The organism is Hymenobacter qilianensis (assembly GCF_014638675.1).
Taxonomy (GTDB): Bacteria; Bacteroidota; Bacteroidia; order Cytophagales; family Hymenobacteraceae; genus Hymenobacter; species Hymenobacter qilianensis.
This window is the reverse complement of sequence record NZ_BMFN01000002.1, coordinates 103593-120095: the sequence shown is the minus strand read 5'-3', so window position 1 is coordinate 120095 and position 16503 is coordinate 103593. Positions and strand designations below refer to the sequence as shown.

The 16503-nt window shown below is 57.3% G+C and carries 16 protein-coding genes; 7 read left to right on the top strand and 9 right to left on the bottom strand.

Features of this window, described 5'->3' with window-relative positions; all coding sequences use genetic code 11:
- Nucleotides 1-13: 13 nt before the first annotated feature.
- On the bottom strand, nt 14-799 hold the full coding sequence (locus IEW06_RS08420) for a TapB family protein (protein ID WP_187732141.1): 786 nt from the start codon (nt 797-799) through the stop codon (nt 14-16).
- Between the two features lie 212 nt (nt 800-1011).
- Between IEW06_RS08420 and IEW06_RS08415 the strand changes: the two genes are divergently transcribed.
- From IEW06_RS08415 to IEW06_RS08400, 4 genes are all read left to right on the top strand, one after another.
- The gene (locus IEW06_RS08415) at nt 1012-1263 is read left to right on the top strand and encodes a hypothetical protein (RefSeq protein ID WP_187732140.1); all 252 of its coding nucleotides are present in this window, start codon (nt 1012-1014) and stop codon (nt 1261-1263) included.
- Nucleotides 1256-1588, top strand: a complete 333-nt coding sequence (locus IEW06_RS08410; RefSeq protein ID WP_187732139.1) for a hypothetical protein — start codon at nt 1256-1258, stop codon at nt 1586-1588. Before IEW06_RS08415 ends, IEW06_RS08410 begins: the two co-directional genes overlap by 8 nt.
- A 3-nt stretch (nt 1589-1591) precedes the next feature.
- Nucleotides 1592-2116: a GNAT family N-acetyltransferase gene (locus tag IEW06_RS08405; protein WP_187732138.1), complete on the top strand. Its 525-nt coding sequence runs from the start codon at nt 1592-1594 to the stop codon at nt 2114-2116.
- Nucleotides 2117-2347: 231 nt separating this feature from the next.
- Nucleotides 2348-2992 carry a cytochrome c oxidase subunit 3 gene (locus IEW06_RS08400; protein ID WP_188548040.1) on the top strand — a complete coding sequence of 215 codons (645 nt, stop codon included), beginning with the start codon at nt 2348-2350 and terminating at the stop codon, nt 2990-2992.
- Nucleotides 2993-3071: 79 nt separating this feature from the next.
- Here IEW06_RS08400 and IEW06_RS08395 read toward each other — a convergent pair whose 3' ends face one another.
- Both IEW06_RS08395 and IEW06_RS08390 read right to left on the bottom strand, forming a co-directional pair.
- A complete protein-coding gene (locus tag IEW06_RS08395) occupies nt 3072-3482 on the bottom strand; it encodes a TonB family protein (protein ID WP_187732137.1) in 411 nt (136 codons plus the stop codon).
- A gap of 83 nt (nt 3483-3565) precedes the next feature.
- Nucleotides 3566-5809 (bottom strand): T9SS type B sorting domain-containing protein, encoded by a 2244-nt coding sequence (locus IEW06_RS08390; protein ID WP_188548038.1) that lies wholly within the window; start codon nt 5807-5809, stop codon nt 3566-3568.
- A gap of 162 nt (nt 5810-5971) precedes the next feature.
- Here IEW06_RS08390 and IEW06_RS08385 point away from each other — a divergent pair, with 162 nt between their 5' ends.
- Nucleotides 5972-8014, top strand: coding sequence for a M1 family metallopeptidase (locus IEW06_RS08385; RefSeq protein ID WP_188548036.1), 2043 nt, complete (start codon nt 5972-5974; stop codon nt 8012-8014).
- 64 nt (nt 8015-8078) lie between these two features.
- Here IEW06_RS08385 and IEW06_RS08380 read toward each other — a convergent pair whose 3' ends face one another.
- Nucleotides 8079-8714, bottom strand: coding sequence for a hypothetical protein (locus IEW06_RS08380; protein WP_188548033.1), 636 nt, complete (start codon nt 8712-8714; stop codon nt 8079-8081).
- Nucleotides 8715-8837: 123 nt separating this feature from the next.
- On the opposite strand from IEW06_RS08380, the gene IEW06_RS08375 reads away from it, so the two are divergent.
- Nucleotides 8838-9305, top strand: coding sequence for a hypothetical protein (locus IEW06_RS08375; RefSeq protein WP_187732131.1), 468 nt, complete (start codon nt 8838-8840; stop codon nt 9303-9305).
- Nucleotides 9306-9335: 30 nt separating this feature from the next.
- Here the strand turns inward: IEW06_RS08375 and IEW06_RS08370 are convergent, their stop codons facing one another.
- The 3 genes from IEW06_RS08370 to IEW06_RS08360 all read right to left on the bottom strand — a co-directional run bounded on the left by IEW06_RS08370 (nt 9336) and on the right by IEW06_RS08360 (nt 11664).
- Nucleotides 9336-9803 (bottom strand): DUF2147 domain-containing protein, encoded by a 468-nt coding sequence (locus tag IEW06_RS08370; RefSeq protein ID WP_188548030.1) that lies wholly within the window; start codon nt 9801-9803, stop codon nt 9336-9338.
- A gap of 126 nt (nt 9804-9929) precedes the next feature.
- Entirely contained in the window at nt 9930-10373 is a 444-nt protein-coding gene (locus tag IEW06_RS08365; protein WP_187732129.1) for a DUF2147 domain-containing protein, read from the bottom strand.
- 709 nt (nt 10374-11082) lie between these two features.
- Nucleotides 11083-11664 (bottom strand): C40 family peptidase, encoded by a 582-nt coding sequence (locus IEW06_RS08360; RefSeq protein WP_187732128.1) that lies wholly within the window; start codon nt 11662-11664, stop codon nt 11083-11085.
- A 203-nt stretch (nt 11665-11867) separates the two neighbouring features.
- Between IEW06_RS08360 and IEW06_RS08355 the strand changes: the two genes are divergently transcribed.
- Nucleotides 11868-13676 carry a M61 family metallopeptidase gene (locus IEW06_RS08355; RefSeq protein ID WP_223284552.1) on the top strand — a complete coding sequence of 603 codons (1809 nt, stop codon included), beginning with the start codon at nt 11868-11870 and terminating at the stop codon, nt 13674-13676.
- A gap of 249 nt (nt 13677-13925) precedes the next feature.
- Here the strand turns inward: IEW06_RS08355 and IEW06_RS08350 are convergent, their stop codons facing one another.
- Nucleotides 13926-15866: a KUP/HAK/KT family potassium transporter gene (locus IEW06_RS08350; protein WP_188548028.1), complete on the bottom strand. Its 1941-nt coding sequence runs from the start codon at nt 15864-15866 to the stop codon at nt 13926-13928.
- Nucleotides 15867-15926: 60 nt separating this feature from the next.
- The gene (locus IEW06_RS08345; protein WP_187732127.1) at nt 15927-16439 is read right to left on the bottom strand and encodes a hypothetical protein; all 513 of its coding nucleotides are present in this window, start codon (nt 16437-16439) and stop codon (nt 15927-15929) included.
- Between the last annotated feature and the right edge of the window lie 64 nt (nt 16440-16503).

The window sequence follows — 16503 nt, the reverse complement described above, 5'->3', positions numbered from 1 at the left end:
CCGAAGGTAGTGCTTACGGCTGATTGCCGGGGTTGCGAGCGGTGAGAAGCCGTGTTTCGGCCAGCTTACCGTTCTTGTTGTAAACCTCCGTTTTGACGATGCCCACGGCCGGCGAGTAATAATCAATCACGCGGGTGCGGGTGCGCATCACCATGTCCTCGCGGGGCGCTACGCTGGCCTCACGCTCCGACTCTACTTTGTAGCACTGAAAGGTGCCAGCCGGCGTGACCAGCGTAGCCGGACCACTGACGATCCGGCGGCGGCGCACGGTGGTATTTACCTGGGCAATATCGACGGCGGAGCTGCTCACCTGCACCGAAACCCCGCCGTTGGGCAGCATGGAGCCTACGGTGGGCTCATTGGGCCACGCCAGTCCTACGGGCGCGTAGGCAAGGCGACGGTCGCGGAAGGAAGACATATTCTTGAATTCTATCTCACTCATGCCGTCGGTGAAGGTAGTATCCTGGCGGCAGCCGTAAGTCAGATCCTGAATGCGGACCAGGCGGTTTTTACCGTCATACAAGCCGCTTTTAACCAAGGCCGTGTTGGTCGTGATGGTTTCCTTTTTGTTGGTCTGGCTTCCCAGGCTTACCACGCGCTGCCGAATGGTGCCGGCAGGCTTGCCGCGGTCATCGGTGATGGAATACACCAGCTCCATGTAACTATCAAGACCAAACGGGTGCGTGCAGTCGAGAGAGGTAGAAACAACCGGTGCGGGGAGCGAATCCTGGGCCTGGGTAGTGAGGCTCAACAGAACCAGGGCGCATGCGCTAAGCAGAGAGCAATAGGATTGGGGCATGAGAGTAAGGTTTTTGGCAGCAAATGCGGCTACGGCTGAGCTTCCATACGCTATATGGAATATAGTAGATAATAGCCGAATGCACAAAATTGCGTTTGCCCCTGGCAGGTGGTAGCTTTCGAACCCAATACAAAACCGTGCCTCACCTCGCACGTTTAGCAACTTGGCCCCTGTAGGGAGCCGTATCTCTCATTTCTATTCCGCCCCAACTTATGGCTGACTCTTCCTCACAAAACGCCCCAAACTGGGCCGATACCGCTGCTTCGTTGCTCTCCAAGCTTTCTGGCGGTGTGGAGCTATCCTGCGCCTTCGACCAGATAGAATTGCAAGTGCCCAACGCGCAGAACCCCGCCGCACCCGCCGCTACCTGGCGCCTGAATGGCTCTTTGCGCATTCGTACCCGCGGCGAAAACCCCGGCAGCGGCCAACAATTGCCCCCCAGCAACCCTTCCAGCCTTGGTTAAGGGCCTAGAAATAGACGCACGCCTGGTCATCTCCTACAACGACGACCACGTGCAGGTGGCGGGAACGGGCAATTACCTCATTGTCAACTTCCCGAGTCAGCGCGTGCTCGACGCGGCCACGAGCGGTCCGCCCGGCCCCAAGAAGCCCAAGCCGCCCGGCTTCGACCCGCTGCAGCAGCTCCACAATCTGGCGCGCACGCTGGGCCTGGTGCTGGAGCTGCGGGTGGCCGGCAAAACCCACGTTACGTTTGGCGTTGGCGGCGCCCCCAAAATCCACTTCAACGCTGTTCTCGGCAAAATCGGGTCATTCTTCCGCGGAAACTGATTTATGCCGGAACTACTGATACGTTCTGCCGTCGCTGCTGATGCGGCCGCCATTCAGGCTCTCTACCTCGCGGTAGCGGAGCAGGGTGGCGGCCTGGCGCGGCAGCCCGCCGAAATAACGGTCGAGTACGTGCATACTTTTCTGACGCGCAGCCTGGCTACGGGAGTGGCCTTGGTAGTGGAGCGGCCTAATGGCGCCGGTCTGGCGGGTGAAATCCATGCCTGCTCCAGCGGCTTGCAGATCTTTGCGCACGTGCTGGGCGAGCTGACAGTGGCCGTGCACCCGCAGCATCAGGGGCAGCATCTCGGGCACCGATTGTTCAGTGCCTTATTATCTATCATTCAGCAGAAATATCCCCACGTTCGGCGCGTAGAGCTGCTGGTGCGCGAAAGCAACGGGCGCGCCATTGCGCTCTACGAAAAGCTCGGCTTTCAGCGGGAAGGACGTTTGTTGGGGCGCGTTTCCGTCACGTCAGGGCAGTATGAGGCCGATATTCCCATGGCCTGGCACGCTCCGTTGTTTGGGTAACAGGCTTCAGCAAGGGGTAAGGCCGATGGGGGAGAGGCCGCGCGGCCTACGGGCAAAGCCTAACTGCTTAGAGGCGAGTATGCCGGCACAAAAATTAGCACTAAAAAAGCCTGGTCGGCGGCGGCTGATTTGCGTATCTTGGATAAACCAAGTTGCGGCTTCAGACCCACTTTTTCGGAACTAAAGGCCGCCGGATTGGTTTGCCCAAGCACACGCTGCCACCTCCAGCTAATGAATTCTGACAAAGACTCTAGAAATAAAGTGGGCGCGGGCCAGCCAGCATCCACACTTTCCCGCATGGAGCGTATGCCACCCATGCAGATGCTGCTGTATCTGAGCATGATAGCCAGCACAGTGCTGTTTGTGGTACTTGCTGTGGCCTATGCCCAAACGCGCTTTAATAGCGCCATGCCGCAGGGCATTCACCCGTTTCCGCGCTACTTCTCCATCAGCACTATCGTGTTGCTGGTCAGCAGCTACACCATTAGCCAAGCCCGCCGGCTCTACCAGCAGGACGATGTGGCAATGCTCACCCGCTGCCTAGGCGCTACGCTCTTGCTGGCAGCCATTTTTGTGGGTTTGCAGGGTTTAGGGTGGCGCGAGCTAATTGCGCAGGGCGTTTTCTTCAATGGTGAGGCCAGCGGCACGTACGTATATCTGCTGTCGGCGCTGCACATTCTGCACTTGCTGGGGGGCGTTTTGTTTCTGATGATTCTGTTTCTGCGCACCGCCCACGCCGCCCGCGACGGCGTGCGAACCTTGGTATTCATCCGCAACCCGTACCGCCGCCGCCAGATTCAGATGCTGGGTTTCTACTGGCACTTTCTGGATGGCTTATGGATAGCGCTGTTTGCCCTGTTCCTGTTTTTGTATTAGGCTCGATTTAAAACATAAAAAAAGCCCCCCAGAAACTTTCTGGGGGGCTTTTTTTATGTTTAAGTCTGCTGACGACCGGCTATTGCTTAGTGACTTCCGAGCCGGGAGCCGGAAAAACAACCGGCAGCAGCATGCTCATGCCGGGCGGAAACACATTGAGCAGGTGCGGCGGCATCGTTTTAATCACGCGGATGGCCTCGGCGTCACAGCTGGGCTCCAGCGACTTGGCGATGCTGGGATTGATAATCCGGCCGGCATCGTCGCGCTCGAAGCGTACGTGCACCGTGCCTGCAACTCCCTTCGCACGAGCCTGCTCCGGGTAGCGGGTATTTTCAGCCATGTACTTCCGCAAGCCATCAAAGGGAGTGGGCTTGCGGACTGATGCCGCGGCCTGGGCTGGGGCGGCTTTCGGGCTGGTTTGGGCCAAACTGGGAACGGTAGCGGCTAAAAGCAAGGCCAGCAGGAAGCCAGCGTTCTTGGTAAAAATCATATCGAAGCGAAGAGAAGACGGGTGGAGCTGTGCAAAAGTAATGCTAGAGTAGCACAGCACCACCGCTACCGCCCCCGCCGAGGCTATCGCGCAATCGTAACGTTGCCTTTGTAGCGCCGCTTATCGGTATACACGATCAGGTAGTAGTAGGCGCCGGCCGGCATATTGCTGCCGTCCCAGCGGAAGTTGCGGCTGGTGGAAGTGTACACCTGCTTGCCCCAGCGGTTAAAGATTTTGATGTCAGAGAACTCGGCGTTGCAGAAGTTGGGGGGCAAATCGCGCAGTTCGAAGAAGTCGTTGGTGCCGTCGGTGTTGGGCGTGAAGATGTTGGGGGGCAAAAAGGTGAGCGTATCCGCGCTTGCCACCTCGAAGCGCACCGTTCTTTGTTGGCCCACGGGCACGCAAGTGGCTTCCCGTAGCTGAAACGTAACCTCCAAAGGGGTCGCCAGCGTGGTCTGGTCGCAGTTGGGTTCCCACCGGAAAATGCCCGTAGCCCGCCCCGCGCCATTGGTCGGCACGAAGCTCATGCCCGCCGCTGCCAGATCGAAGTTATTGCCCGCCGCCGTCAGGGTAAGCTGGTCGGTATCAGCGTCAAGGCCTTCCAGCGTCGCCTCAAAAAAGCCCCCCAGCACCCGCCGAATGACGATTGGCTCCGCGCTGAGCGCGGCCGGAAAATCGGAGGTGAGCGTGGGCGGCCGGTTGTTGTATTCCACCTGTACCGGTATCACTATGGTAGTTGCCTGCCGCTCGGCGCAGGGCGAGCCTGTGGCGACCAGCTCAAACTCGAAAAGCCGCTGGTTGGTAGTAGGGCAGGGCACGCGCCAGCTAAAGCGGCCTTGTACCTGATTGCCACTTATCCCCTGAGTAAGTTGGGCGCCCACGGCGGCCGCCTGAAATCCGCGCCCGGCCAAGGTGAGCGTAATCGGGTCGTTCTCAGGGTCCGTGACGGCTACATCGAACGTAACCAGGTCGCCGGGGCGGGCGCGCAGGGGAAGCGGGTTGGCGGTAGTGGTGATGCGCGGCGCACCATTGGGCACCGGCGCGGACGTAAACGCTACCCGCACCGTATCGCGCTTTGGTAGGGCACAGCCATCATCAGCCACAATAACATCCACGAAAAACACTTTGCCCTTTGTGTCCAGGCAGGCCGGAAAACACAGCTGCGACACCAGCGTATCGGGCGCGCCGGGGGCACGAACCAGGCCTTGCGTAATGCTCGCGAAAGTGGGTAGGGGGCCGGTAAAGTTTACCGGGTTCAACGATAAAGTCAGGCGAGAAGTAGGGTTGGGGTCAGTGAAGCGCAGGCGGACGCAACGGTCAGCGTTGGGCTGCAGGCGTAGCGTGTCGCGGCTGGGTTGGTAGGCGCGTGGGGCATTGGGCATGAGCACCACCATTTCGGGCGGGATATTGCTGGGACAGTTGAGCACTTTCAACTGAAAATCGCGCCGCACTTCCCCAATCTTCTCGCCCTTGCGGTACTCGGAGCACTTTATTCCAAACACGAATAGCCCAATTTGGGTAGGCCGCACTTCCAGCCGGCCTGTAAAGCGCCCGATAGAAAGCGTGGGCGCGCCCGGAATCTGGTTGAGAGTGCCGAGGCCGGGGTTCCAGTTGATGGAGGAATACGGGGCGGGCGCGGCCACTACAGGCTTGGGGTCGGCGGGGTCGGAGCTGCCGTTGAGCGGCGTTACTAGCTCATACACCAGCGAGTCTTTGTCGGCGTCCTGGCCGCTGAAGTTGTAGTAGAACAAGTCGCCGCGGCAGGCATAGTCGCTTAGCGGGGGGAAAATGCGGGGCGTAGAATTGACAAACGGCTGCCCGTTGCGCACCACGGCCGGAAACTCCAGATAGAAAGTTTGACCCGCATTGCCAGGCAGCACAATATTGTTGATGCCGTTGTTGCGGCAGCAGCGCTCCACCACCGCATAGTAGCCGCCAGCGCTGTTATAGATGCTGGCTGGCAGCTCCACCAGGCGGCTATACACCAGGCTGCGGGTGACCAACGAAGGCTGCGTACAGGCTGGGTTGGTGTAGGCCACAAACGTGTTGGTAGAAAGCGGCAGCACTACATTTTGCAGGCGGCGGTTCGAGCCTTTCTCAAAGATGCTGACCGTCAGATCCTGGTCCAGGGCGCCGGGGTTGCCATTCAGCGCATCAAAGTACAGGTTCAGCGTGATGCGGTACGTGCTGCCCGACTGGTACTGCAAATCCAGTTCGCCGCCTACGATATGAGTAGCCGCCGCTTGTTGGGCCAAAAAGCTGCAAACCAGAAGCAGCAGCAACCGCAGTCGGTTGGGAGCTGTAAAAATGCGTAGAGGTGTAAGCATTAGTCGAATAGCTTGGTAATCAGGGCGGAGTTGTCTCTAAATATACAACTTACGGCCCTGGAACCCACTTTACCAGCCCAGAGTTTTTAGCATACCCGCCACTATCTTGGCCCACTGAAAAGGGCGTAAACTTCAGGCGCCATTTGCCCTCACTTTTCCTCCATGACGCGCTTTCTGCTTTTCTGGGTTTGCCTGCTGGTAATGGGCCATAAAGCCTCGGCGCAACGCCCTGCTTACCGCCCGGTAGCAGCCGACCTGCATGGCTCGGCGGCCCGTGGGTGCGCCGAAACGCGCTTGCGTACCAGCGTCAGGCAAGAGTTGACCACGCCGGCCCACCGTCGCCTCATGGACCGTTACGACGTGAAGTACTACAAGCTGGACCTGGCTCTGGAGAACAACACCCGCGCCGTGGCCGGCTCCGTGCGGCTGCGGGCGCGCTCTGGGGGGCAAATTTTAGATGTGCTGGCCTTCGAGCTGCACCCGGCGCTGCTGCTCGACTCGGTGCTGGTGAACGGGCGCCGCACCCCCGCGCCGCGCCGCGAGGCCGGCGATGTGAGCGTGACACTGCCGCAGGCAGTGGCGGCTAATTCGTTGTTCGACGCGGTTATTTATTACCACGGCACGGCTCCCAACGGCAGCTCAGCCGCCATCGGCAATGCCCTCGACACGCGCTATGTGCCCCGCTACGATGTGAACGTGACCTGGAGCCTGAGCGAGCCTTTTCACGCATACGAGTGGTGGCCCTGCAAGCAGGTACTCACCGACAAAGCCGACTCCACCGACGTCTGGATTACCACCAAAAATCCGAATAAAGTGGGCTCCAACGGCGTGCTGACGCGCGTGGTGCCGCTGCCCGATAACCGCAGCCGCTACGAGTGGAAATCGCGCCATCCTATTGCCTATTACCTCGTTTCGGTGGCCGTAGGGCCGTATCTGGAGTATGTGAACTTTGCCAATCTGCCTGGCGGCGTGCGGGTGCCTATCGTCAATTACGTTTACAATCAGACGGCGCTCAGCGATAACAAAACGGAAATAGACCGGACGCCTGCTTTTATGGAGAACTTCTCGGCTTTGGTGGGGCCGTATCCATTTGCCAGTGAAAAATACGGCCATAGTATGGCGCCCATCGGCGGGGGCATGGAGCACCAAACCATGACCACCCAAGACGGCTTCAACTTCACGCTCACTGCCCACGAGCTGTTTCACCAGTGGTTTGGCAATAATGTCACCTGCGCTTCCTGGGAAGATATCTGGCTGAACGAGGGCTTTGCTTCCTACGGCGAATACCTGTCGTTGCAGGCCCTTGCCACGCCCGAAGCCGCTCGACTATGGCTCGATCAGGCCCATGAGCAGGTGCAGTTTCGGATAGACCGGATAACGGGCAACCGCACGGATACGCCCGGCGGCAGCGTGCGCGTACCCGATACCACCAGCGTCGGCCGCATTTTCGATCAGCGCCTGAGCTACAAGAAAGGGGCCGCGGTGGTGCACATGCTCCGCTACCTGCTCCACGACGACGTCAAGTTCTTTCGGGCCCTGCGCACGTTTCAGACGACCTACGCTGGCCGCACCGCCCGCACCACCGATCTGCAGCGCGTGTTTGAGGCGGAGGCCGGCCGCTCGCTGGGGGGCTTTTTTGAGCAATGGTACGCCGGTGAGGGCTATCCGATATTCAGCGTTCGCTGGAATCAGGTGGGGGGCAATTTGCTGCTGCAAACCACCGAAGCTGCCTCCATGCCCACCGTGACGCCCTTTTTTGAAACTGAGCTGGACTACAAAATCACCTTCGACACGGGCAATAGCCAGGTGGTGCGGCTGCGGCATAGCAAGTTGGTTTCCGCCTATAGCGTACCCGTCGCGGGCATCGTTACCGGTATCGAGCTTGACCCGGATCAATGGGTGCTGAATGCCACCGGCCCGATTTCACGCAATACTGCTTTGGTCGACATTGGCAGCGCGGGCCGCATGCTGGCCAGCGTCAGCGCTTATCCGAATCCCTGCCGCGATTTTCTGGCGCTGGCCGATCTGCCGGAGCCGGTGGAAGCCGTGGTACTAGATGCCGTGGGCCGACGGGTGCTGCGCCAACAGTTGAGCCCGGCCGCTAGTCAGCTGAATACGCTCCCGTTAGCCAGCGGGCTATACCATTTGTTGCTAACGAGCACTATTACCGGCGAGCAGAAGCGGCTGCGCTTTGTACGCGAATAACTATAAACATCGAACAGGCAACAAAAAAGCCCCCCAGGCACACGCTGGGGGGCTTTTTTGTTGCCTATTCACGGGCGTATTCCGCAATGCGGGCTTGCACCTGCTCATCGGCGGGGGGCAGCTGGTAGACGGCCGCTATCAGCTCATCGAAGGAGTGCGCCGGGGTGAAAATGTCGTCGTGGTAGGGATTGGCAAAAAACCGGATGAACCCCGGCTGCTCATTAATACTGATCAGATCGATGGTAATGCTGCCGTAGCGCTGGTTGCACCGGCCGGTTTCCGAGCAGTCTTTAGGCTGAGGCTTCAGAAAATGCTTGTCAATCGTTTCGGTGTAGCTGGGGTGCACCAACTTGCGTTGGTCGGAGGTCGAGAGGTTGTAGCCGAGCTCCAGCACCCGTTCGCAGGTGAAGTCGAAGAAATGGCGGAAGTTACCCGGCCCGATGCTGGGGTCGAAGAAGAAAATGGCCCCCTGTCGGCCGCAGTCAGTGATCAGCTGCACCCGCAGACCCTGGCTGCTGCCTACTCCGGCTTTACGAAAGTGATACGCTTTAAAGTACGGACCAGCCCAGTTCAGGTAAACGCGGTCGGCGAGCCACTGCTCGTGCCGTTTCACCTGAGCCGGCGTGCGCACGGCCGGCTGCCAGTCGGTCCGGTTGGGAGCCGAGCGTTGACTTAAAAGCTGTTTTAAAAAAGTAAACAAGAGCGATAGCGAGGGATTATAGGGAGCAACATTACCCGTCTGAAATAGTTTTCTCGGCGCGGTGCAACGCACAGCTCAAAACAGGCATCTTTTACCTCTTTATCTCTAAGCTATTCTATGCAAATGACTGCCAAACAACGCACTGCGCTGCGTCAGCAGCTATTGGCCGAATGCCGGCGGGCCCAACAGCAAAAAGCGGATACAGCCCGCAAAGCCATGCTGCTGGTAGAAGAAAGCGCCCACGAAACCCAGGGCGCAATCGAAGATAAGTTTGAGTCGTTTCGGGAAGCCTGCCATATTCAGCGCGACCTGTTCGCTCGTCAGCTGGATGAAGCCCTTACGGGCTTACAAGTGCTACAGCGCGTTTCGGATGTGCGTCCTTCCACGGATAAGCCCAGCCTGGGCTCCGTCGTAGTCACCGATAGCCAGACCTTCTTTATCGCGCTGAGCCTAGGCGAAATCAAAGTCGAGGGGCAGCCATATTGCGTTATTTCCGCCTTTTCGCCCATTTATCAGGCTATGACGTCTGCCCGGCCCGGCGACGCTTTCACCTTCCGCGGCAAATCGTACCAGGTTCAGGCGGTGTATTAAAGGCCGTATGGCTCCGCGGAAGCTGCTCGCTTATTTAGCCCCCATGACCTGCGGCTTCACCCGCGACCAATAATGAGAGCGCCCAATTAAGGAGAAGCCGATGTAGCCCTTCACCTCCATGCGGTCTTTGCTGACCATGCTGAGGTAGCAGGAATAGGTGCGCCCATTCATGGGGTCATAAATCCGGCCGTCTTCCCAGCGGTCATCATCGGGGTCATAGCTAAGATTTTGTATGACCACAAGATTGAGCAGGGGCTGATTGCGCTTTTCTAGCTCGGGGTTGCGACGGTCGGTTTTGGGCAAATTAGTCGTCGAATCCAGCGGCTCGCTTAGCCACACCAGCCGCCCACACAGCTGCTTTGAGTTGCCGCACCGATAAATCTCGACGTGGGTTTCGCCCGCATCATCCTTCCACACGCCCAGCGGGGAATGGGTTTGGGCGGCTGCGCCCCCTATGGTTGCTAGGCACAGCAACAGCGTAAGGAAAAGGTGTTTCAAGAAAAAGAAGTTGAGAAGAAGAACCCGCCGCACATGTCAAACCTACGTTCAGGAAGCTCTAAGGTACAAAAAAGAGCGACGCCCCGGTTGGGGGCGTCGCTTTTACGTGCCAGGAGCAGGTGCAGTTTATTTTACGCGGGTCCAGGTCTGGGAGCGGCCAATCATGGAGAAGCCGATGTAGCCTTTCACCTCCATGGTGTTGGCGTTTTCCATCTTCATGTAGCAAGAGTAGGTTTTGCCCGTCTCGGGGTCATAGATCTTGCCATCGTCCCACTTGTTGCCTTCGTCGTACTCGAAGCCCTGCATGAACACGAGGCCCAGACGCGGCTTGGAGCGCAGCTTCGGATCGGGGTTCATCGAGTCGGTTTTGGGCTTGCCCGTGGCCGGATCGTTGGGTACCGTTAGCGACACAATTTTGCCGCAGAGTTTGTCGCCGTTGCATTTATAGATTTCAAACGTGGCCTTCTTTTCAGAGTTGGTCCACGTGCCCAAGGGCGAAAGTGACTGGGCCGAAGCCAATCCAGAGTAACCCAACAGTAGGGTTAGACAGAGGAACAAGGTTTTTTTCATGAGGTAAAGGGTAGGATTTGTGGGAAAAGATAGAAGAAAACTCCTGAATTATGGTAATCACCCAAGAGGTTCTGCTAATGCTGGGCTTTGCAAGTTTGAGGCCAGCCCCGTTTTCGGCTACCCCAGGTGCAAAGCCTGAATTTTATTCAATGAAAAACTGCTTGATCCTCAGCTATCTGACCAAAAATATTAGCCACTGAGCTAAAAAAAGGGTTTTTTATTTTGAACCATCCGGGGTCCTTTTAACTTTACCGATCAGTAGTGAGTGCTACGGCCTCTATCAAGGGTCCCTAAGGTGCTGGGAAACGCGAATGAGGAATGTTGGATCTAAAGAAAGGAGGTACAAAATGTCTAGTAGTCCCAACCAAATCCTGCCAAGCCTGTCGAATGTAGTCTGCTTCACCGCCGGACGCGCTTAACAACAGCTTTCGCGCGGAATTATGCCCCAACAGGGCTTTTTCCCGCATTCTGGCAAGGTCTTACACAAAGGATGACGGGGCTGAACCCCAGACTCGTCGCTTGGTAAGATTTGAAGGATTAGATGCCCGGTTCGCCCAGCAGCCTTTCAATAGGTTCTGCACAGGCGGCTGGGCATCGTTTTTTTAGTATGGTTCAATACTGTGCATTGTGTTGATGAGTTCCTTTTACAAAAAAGCCCCCCAGACTTGGTCTGGGGGGCTTTTTTGCTTTGTATTGAATAAGAAATAGTTTATTCAGCATCGAGCACGCGGCGCACGCCCATAAAGCGGCGCTCATAGCCAGTATTATCCACCGCGCTTATTTTCACGCCCGACTCGCGGCGGGCCGAGGACGAGTGAATGAAGCGGATGGGCTCGCCGGCCTTTGAGATGATAATGCCAGCGTGGCCGGGCTCGGTAGAGGTCTCTGCGGTGCCCGTAAATATCACCAGGTCGCCGGGGCGCGCCTGACTGCGCGGAATGGGGCGGCCGGTATTGATGAGCATGGCTGTAGAGTGGGGCACATCAATGCCAAAGCGGCCGTACACGTACATCACAAAGCCCGAGCAGTCGAAGCCGCTGGTAGGGGTGGCGCCTGCATACACGTAGGGAGTGCCCAACTGCTCCATGGCAAAGCGCACCACACTATCGGCGCGTGGCACGGGCTTATTGCTGACCCACACGGCGGCGCGGGCCCGAGTTTGAGAAACTGGCGAAGTGGGCGCAGCAACCGAAGCTGCCTCAACAGGAGCTTCTGAAGGCTGGCGCTGCCAAACCAACAAGCTGAGCATCAGCACAGCTAAGCCGATAAAGGTGATCCAGACGTAGCGCATAGTAGATAAGACGAGCCGTGGGGTGAACGGCCCTCCTGTGCGCCTTAACGGCGCAGGTTGGGTGTGGGTTCCGGTGAGCTGAGCATGGCCGTGTGCTAAAGGGTAAGCTGGGGGGCAAATTTCAGCGTTACTTTGCAACCTTGGAGGTATTCCTGAGTCTAGCCCTCCAACTACTGCTTCCTTCACTCACACCCCTTTACTTCATGCCTCATTTTCGCTTTCGTTTGGTGCTGGTCGCAGCACTGCTACTGTTTTTTTGTCAATTCAGCGCGGTTCTGGCGGCGCCTACGCTGCGCTACACCTTGGCTATGCCAGCTCCGCAAACCCATTTTTATGAAGTAGAAATGGCGCTGGGTGGCTTTGGTAAACAGTTCACCGATGTCAAAATGCCCGTGTGGGCGCCCGGCTCTTACTTAGTGCGCGAGTTTGCCAAGCACGTGGAAGGCTTTGAGGCCACGGCCGGCTCAAATAAGCTGCGTGCTGAGAAAATCGATAAAAACACGTGGCGCGTGTATCATCCGCGCACCAAGGACTTTACCGTTCGCTATCGCGTGTATGCCTACGAGTTGAGCGTGCGCACCAGCTTTCTGGACGCCGCCCACGGCTACCTCAATGGCACCAGCGTGTTCATGTATCCGGCCGAAGGCAAGGCCCTGGCAAGCACTATCACCGTGCAGCCCGCCCCTGGCTGGAACCAGGTGACAACCAGCCTGAAGCCAGTGGCTGGCGGTGCGCCCTTCATCTTTAGCTCCAGCAACTACGACGAGCTGGCTGACTCACCCATCGAGATAGGGACCCATAAAGTATTGTCGTTTGAAGCCAACGGCACGCCCCATACAATTGCCATGTTTGGCAATGCGCGCTACGACGAGGCCAAACTGCTGGCCGATATGAAGCGGGTGTGCGAGGAAGCACATCGGGTAGTAGGCAAAAACCCGCTGGACCGCTACGTATTCATCATCCACAACATTGAGCGCGGTACCGGTGGCCTGGAGCACCTGTTCTCGACTACCTTATCCGTTTCGCGCAATGCCTATAGCACCGATGCTGGCTACAAAGGCTTTCTGGGGCTGGTTGGCCACGAATATTTTCACCTCTGGAATGTCAAGCGCATCCGGCCCGTGGCGCTGGGACCGTTCGATTACGACCACGAGAACTACACGCGCATGCTCTGGCTGAGCGAAGGCGGCACCAGCTACTTCGGCGACATCATCGTGCAGCGGGCCGGCTTCGTGACTCCCAATGACTATCTGGCGAGCCTGAGCAACGGCATCACGCGCGTAGAAAACCAGCCGGGCAATAAGCTCCAATCAGCCAGCGAATCGAGCTTTGATGCCTGGATTAAAGGCTACCGCCCCAACGAAAACTCCGCCAACTCCACCATCAGCTACTACGACAAAGGCGAGCTGATTTGCACGGTGCTTGACCTGATGATCATCAACGAAACCAAGGGCCAGAAAAGCCTCGACGACGTGATGCGCTATCTGTACCAGCGCTACTACGAGCAGCAGCGCCGCGGCTTCACCGATGATGAGTTTCAGGACGCCGTGGAGAAAGTGGCCGGTCGCCGGTACGATGAATTTTTCCGCACTCGTGTGTACGATACTCAAACCCTCGACTACGCCACGGCCCTCGGCTACGCTGGCCTGACGCTGGCCACGGAGCCCGCGGCCACCACGGGCGCTCTGGGAGCCAATGTGAGCACCGCGGGGGGCAAACTGACCGTGACCAGCGTGCTACGCGATGGCAGCGCCTGGCAAGGTGGCCTGAATGTAAACGACGAAATCCTGGCCCTCGATGGTAACCGTCTTTCCGACGACCCCAACAAAGCCCTGACCGGCCGAGCCGCTGGCACCGAAGTGAAGCTGCTGGTAGCCCGCGACGGCCAGATGAAGGAGCTTACCTTCCCGCTTCTGGCCTCAACTGGTCGCCGCTACCGCGTGGAGAAGCTGCCAACTCCGAGCGCGGAGCAGCAGGCAGTGCTGGCCAAATGGTTGCGCACAGCCCAGTAGTATTACATTATTCGTAAGGCACAAAAAAGCCCCCCAAACAATCTCTGGGGGGCTTTTTTGTGCCTTACGAATAATGTAAGGCAAGCTGCCTGTGTTACAGCTGTGAGAACGAGGGAGAGACGCAAGATTTTGCGTCTCGTCGTTGAACGATTGACGCCAGGCTTGGTACTACTCAAGTAAACAACGACGAGACGCAAGATTTTGCGTCTCGTCGTTGTTTACTTGAGTAGTACCAACTCAATCGTATAGTTAACGGATGCGCTCTAGCTCTACCTTGCGAACGGGCGCTATAACCAGAGGTACTTTCTCTACTTTAACGGAGCTGGTTTCCAACCCGAAATACTTCTCTTCGGAAGCAATAAACTGCTTGATATAGAAATAGGTCTGCATCACTAGTTTCTCCATCAGCGGGAAATCATTCTCGACTGACAGGTACTTTTCCAGCACAATAAACCGGAAGTCGCCGGTCACGTGCTGCTTGCTCAAGGATTCGTAGCGGGACGTAATGTCCACTTCCTTATTGCGTACCAATTCCTCAATCACCTGGCGGAAATAAAGGTTGATTCGTTGCTCCACCCGAAACCCTAAGCGGAACGTGATGCGGAAGGCATCATCGGGCGCGAGCTCTACCACTTTGTATTGCATGGTATACGGCTCGTCGGTGGTGTCTACGTGCACAAACCAGTAGATATCAGCTCGTTTGGGCCGCTTCTGAAAGATGGAGTAAATGATTTTGGACTCGATTTCGGTAGCGCGCTCGGCCGAAGTCATGAACACCAGGTGCGTCGAGTATTTGGGAATTGAATCGTCGTCGCTGAGGTCCTTCAACGACTGCATATAAGGCTCTATTTTCACAAACTCCGTGAGGCGACGCTTGATATAATAGGCCCGCAGCCACACGTACATCACCCCAATCAGCGCCAGCCCGATAGCCAGCGACACCCAGCCGCCGTGCGGAAACTTGATGAGGTTGGCAATCAGAAAGGCTCCTTCAATCAGGCCGTACACTACCGCAAACAGCACCACGATAGGCATGGCCACCCGGCGCGAGCGCAGCCACACCACCAGCAGTGTGGTGGTCATGAGCATGGTGAGCGTGATGGCCAGCCCGTAGGCCGCTTCCATGTTTTCGGACCGCCGGAAGTACAATACGACCCCAATGCAGCCCAGCAGCAACAGCCGGTTCATGCTGGGCACATAAAGCTGGCCTTTTAGATCAGTTGGATAGTTAAGCTTCACTTTGGGCCACATATTCAGGCGAATAGCCTCGGCAACCAGCGTGAATGAACCCGTGATAAGAGCTTGAGAAGCAATGATGGCCGCCATCGTAGCGATACCAATACCAATGAGCAAAAACCACTCGGGCATTAGCTCATAAAATGGGTTGCGGCCACTGAGCTGCTGGCCCTGATGCTCAATCAGCCAGGCGCCTTGCCCAAAGTAATTGAGTAATAGGCAGGCTTTTACAAAAATCCAGCTGATGCGGATGTTGCCTTTGCCGCAGTGCCCAAGGTCGGAATACAGCGCTTCGGCACCAGTGGTACACAGAAAAACGGCCCCCAGCAGCCAGAATCCGCCGGGAAAGCGCACCAACAAATCGTAGGCATACGCAGGGTTGGCCGCACGCAGAATGCCAGGATGCTGCGAAATCCAGACGATACCCAGGGTGGCCAGCATGCTGAACCAGATCAGCATAATGGGCCCGAATGCTTTTCCTACTATTTGAGTACCAAAGCTTTGCATTAAAAACAAAGCCGCCAGAATCGCAATGACGATGGGTACCGTCGGGATACCCGGGTACACGGCTTCCAGTCCTTCAATGGCCGACGAGACGGAGATAGGGGGCGTAATAATGCCATCGGCGAGTAGGGCAGCACCGCCAATAATAGCGGGTATGGTAAGCCAGGCTGCCCGCCGCCGCACCAGCGCGAAGAGCGAAAAAATGCCCCCCTCACCGTTGTTGTCGGCGTTGAGGGTGAGCAATACATACTTGATGGAGGTTTGGAGGGTCAGGGTCCAGAAGACGCAGGAAATGCCGCCGTACACAAGGCGCGGATCAATATTACCCGGCACAATGGCCTTCATTACATAAAGCGGCGACGTGCCAATGTCGCCGTAGATTATACCAAGCGCGATAAGCAACCCGCCGGTAGAAACGGCGGTGTGCGAGTGCGATTTTGTGGCGTCCATGAAAGTGAGGGGGAAGAGGAAAAGTTAATGCCAGGCAAAAACGCCCAAAGGTAAGGCAAATCAACTCGTAGGATCCGGTGTATGAGCTGGGGGAGCAGGTGGCTCTGGCCAGGAGCCTGTGTCGGATTCGGTGGGGGGCAAATCCGTGGCCCAGGCAGCCACGGCCGCGGCCGCCGCTTCTTCGTGGCGCCGCTGGATGCGACGGTTGGCCTCAGCCGCCAGTTTCTGCCAGGGCAGCGGGTCGCCGGCCAACGCAAAGTGCAGCGCCTCCCGCCCCGCCCGGTACAAGCGCAGCCGATTGGTGCCTCGGCTACCATAAGCCAAAAGCAACGCTCCCGCCGTGAGGCCCAGGGCGGCGGGTACGGTGCGCAGCCAGTTTTGTAAAAAAGCTAATGCAAAGCCAGCCAGCGTAATACCGCCCAGCAAAAACCATAGCAGCCACCGAATAGGCTTAAGCTCCACCGCATCCAGTTCCAGCAGGGCAAAGCCCTGTCCGTCTACTTCCAGCGCGTCAGCCGTCAATACCAGGCGGCCGTTAGCGCTGCGCAGCGTAGGTTCTTCAGAAGGAAGCATGGTGGGAAATATAGATGTTTCTAAGGAGCTGTTTGCGTTAGCTAGAACATGGTAGAGGCACATA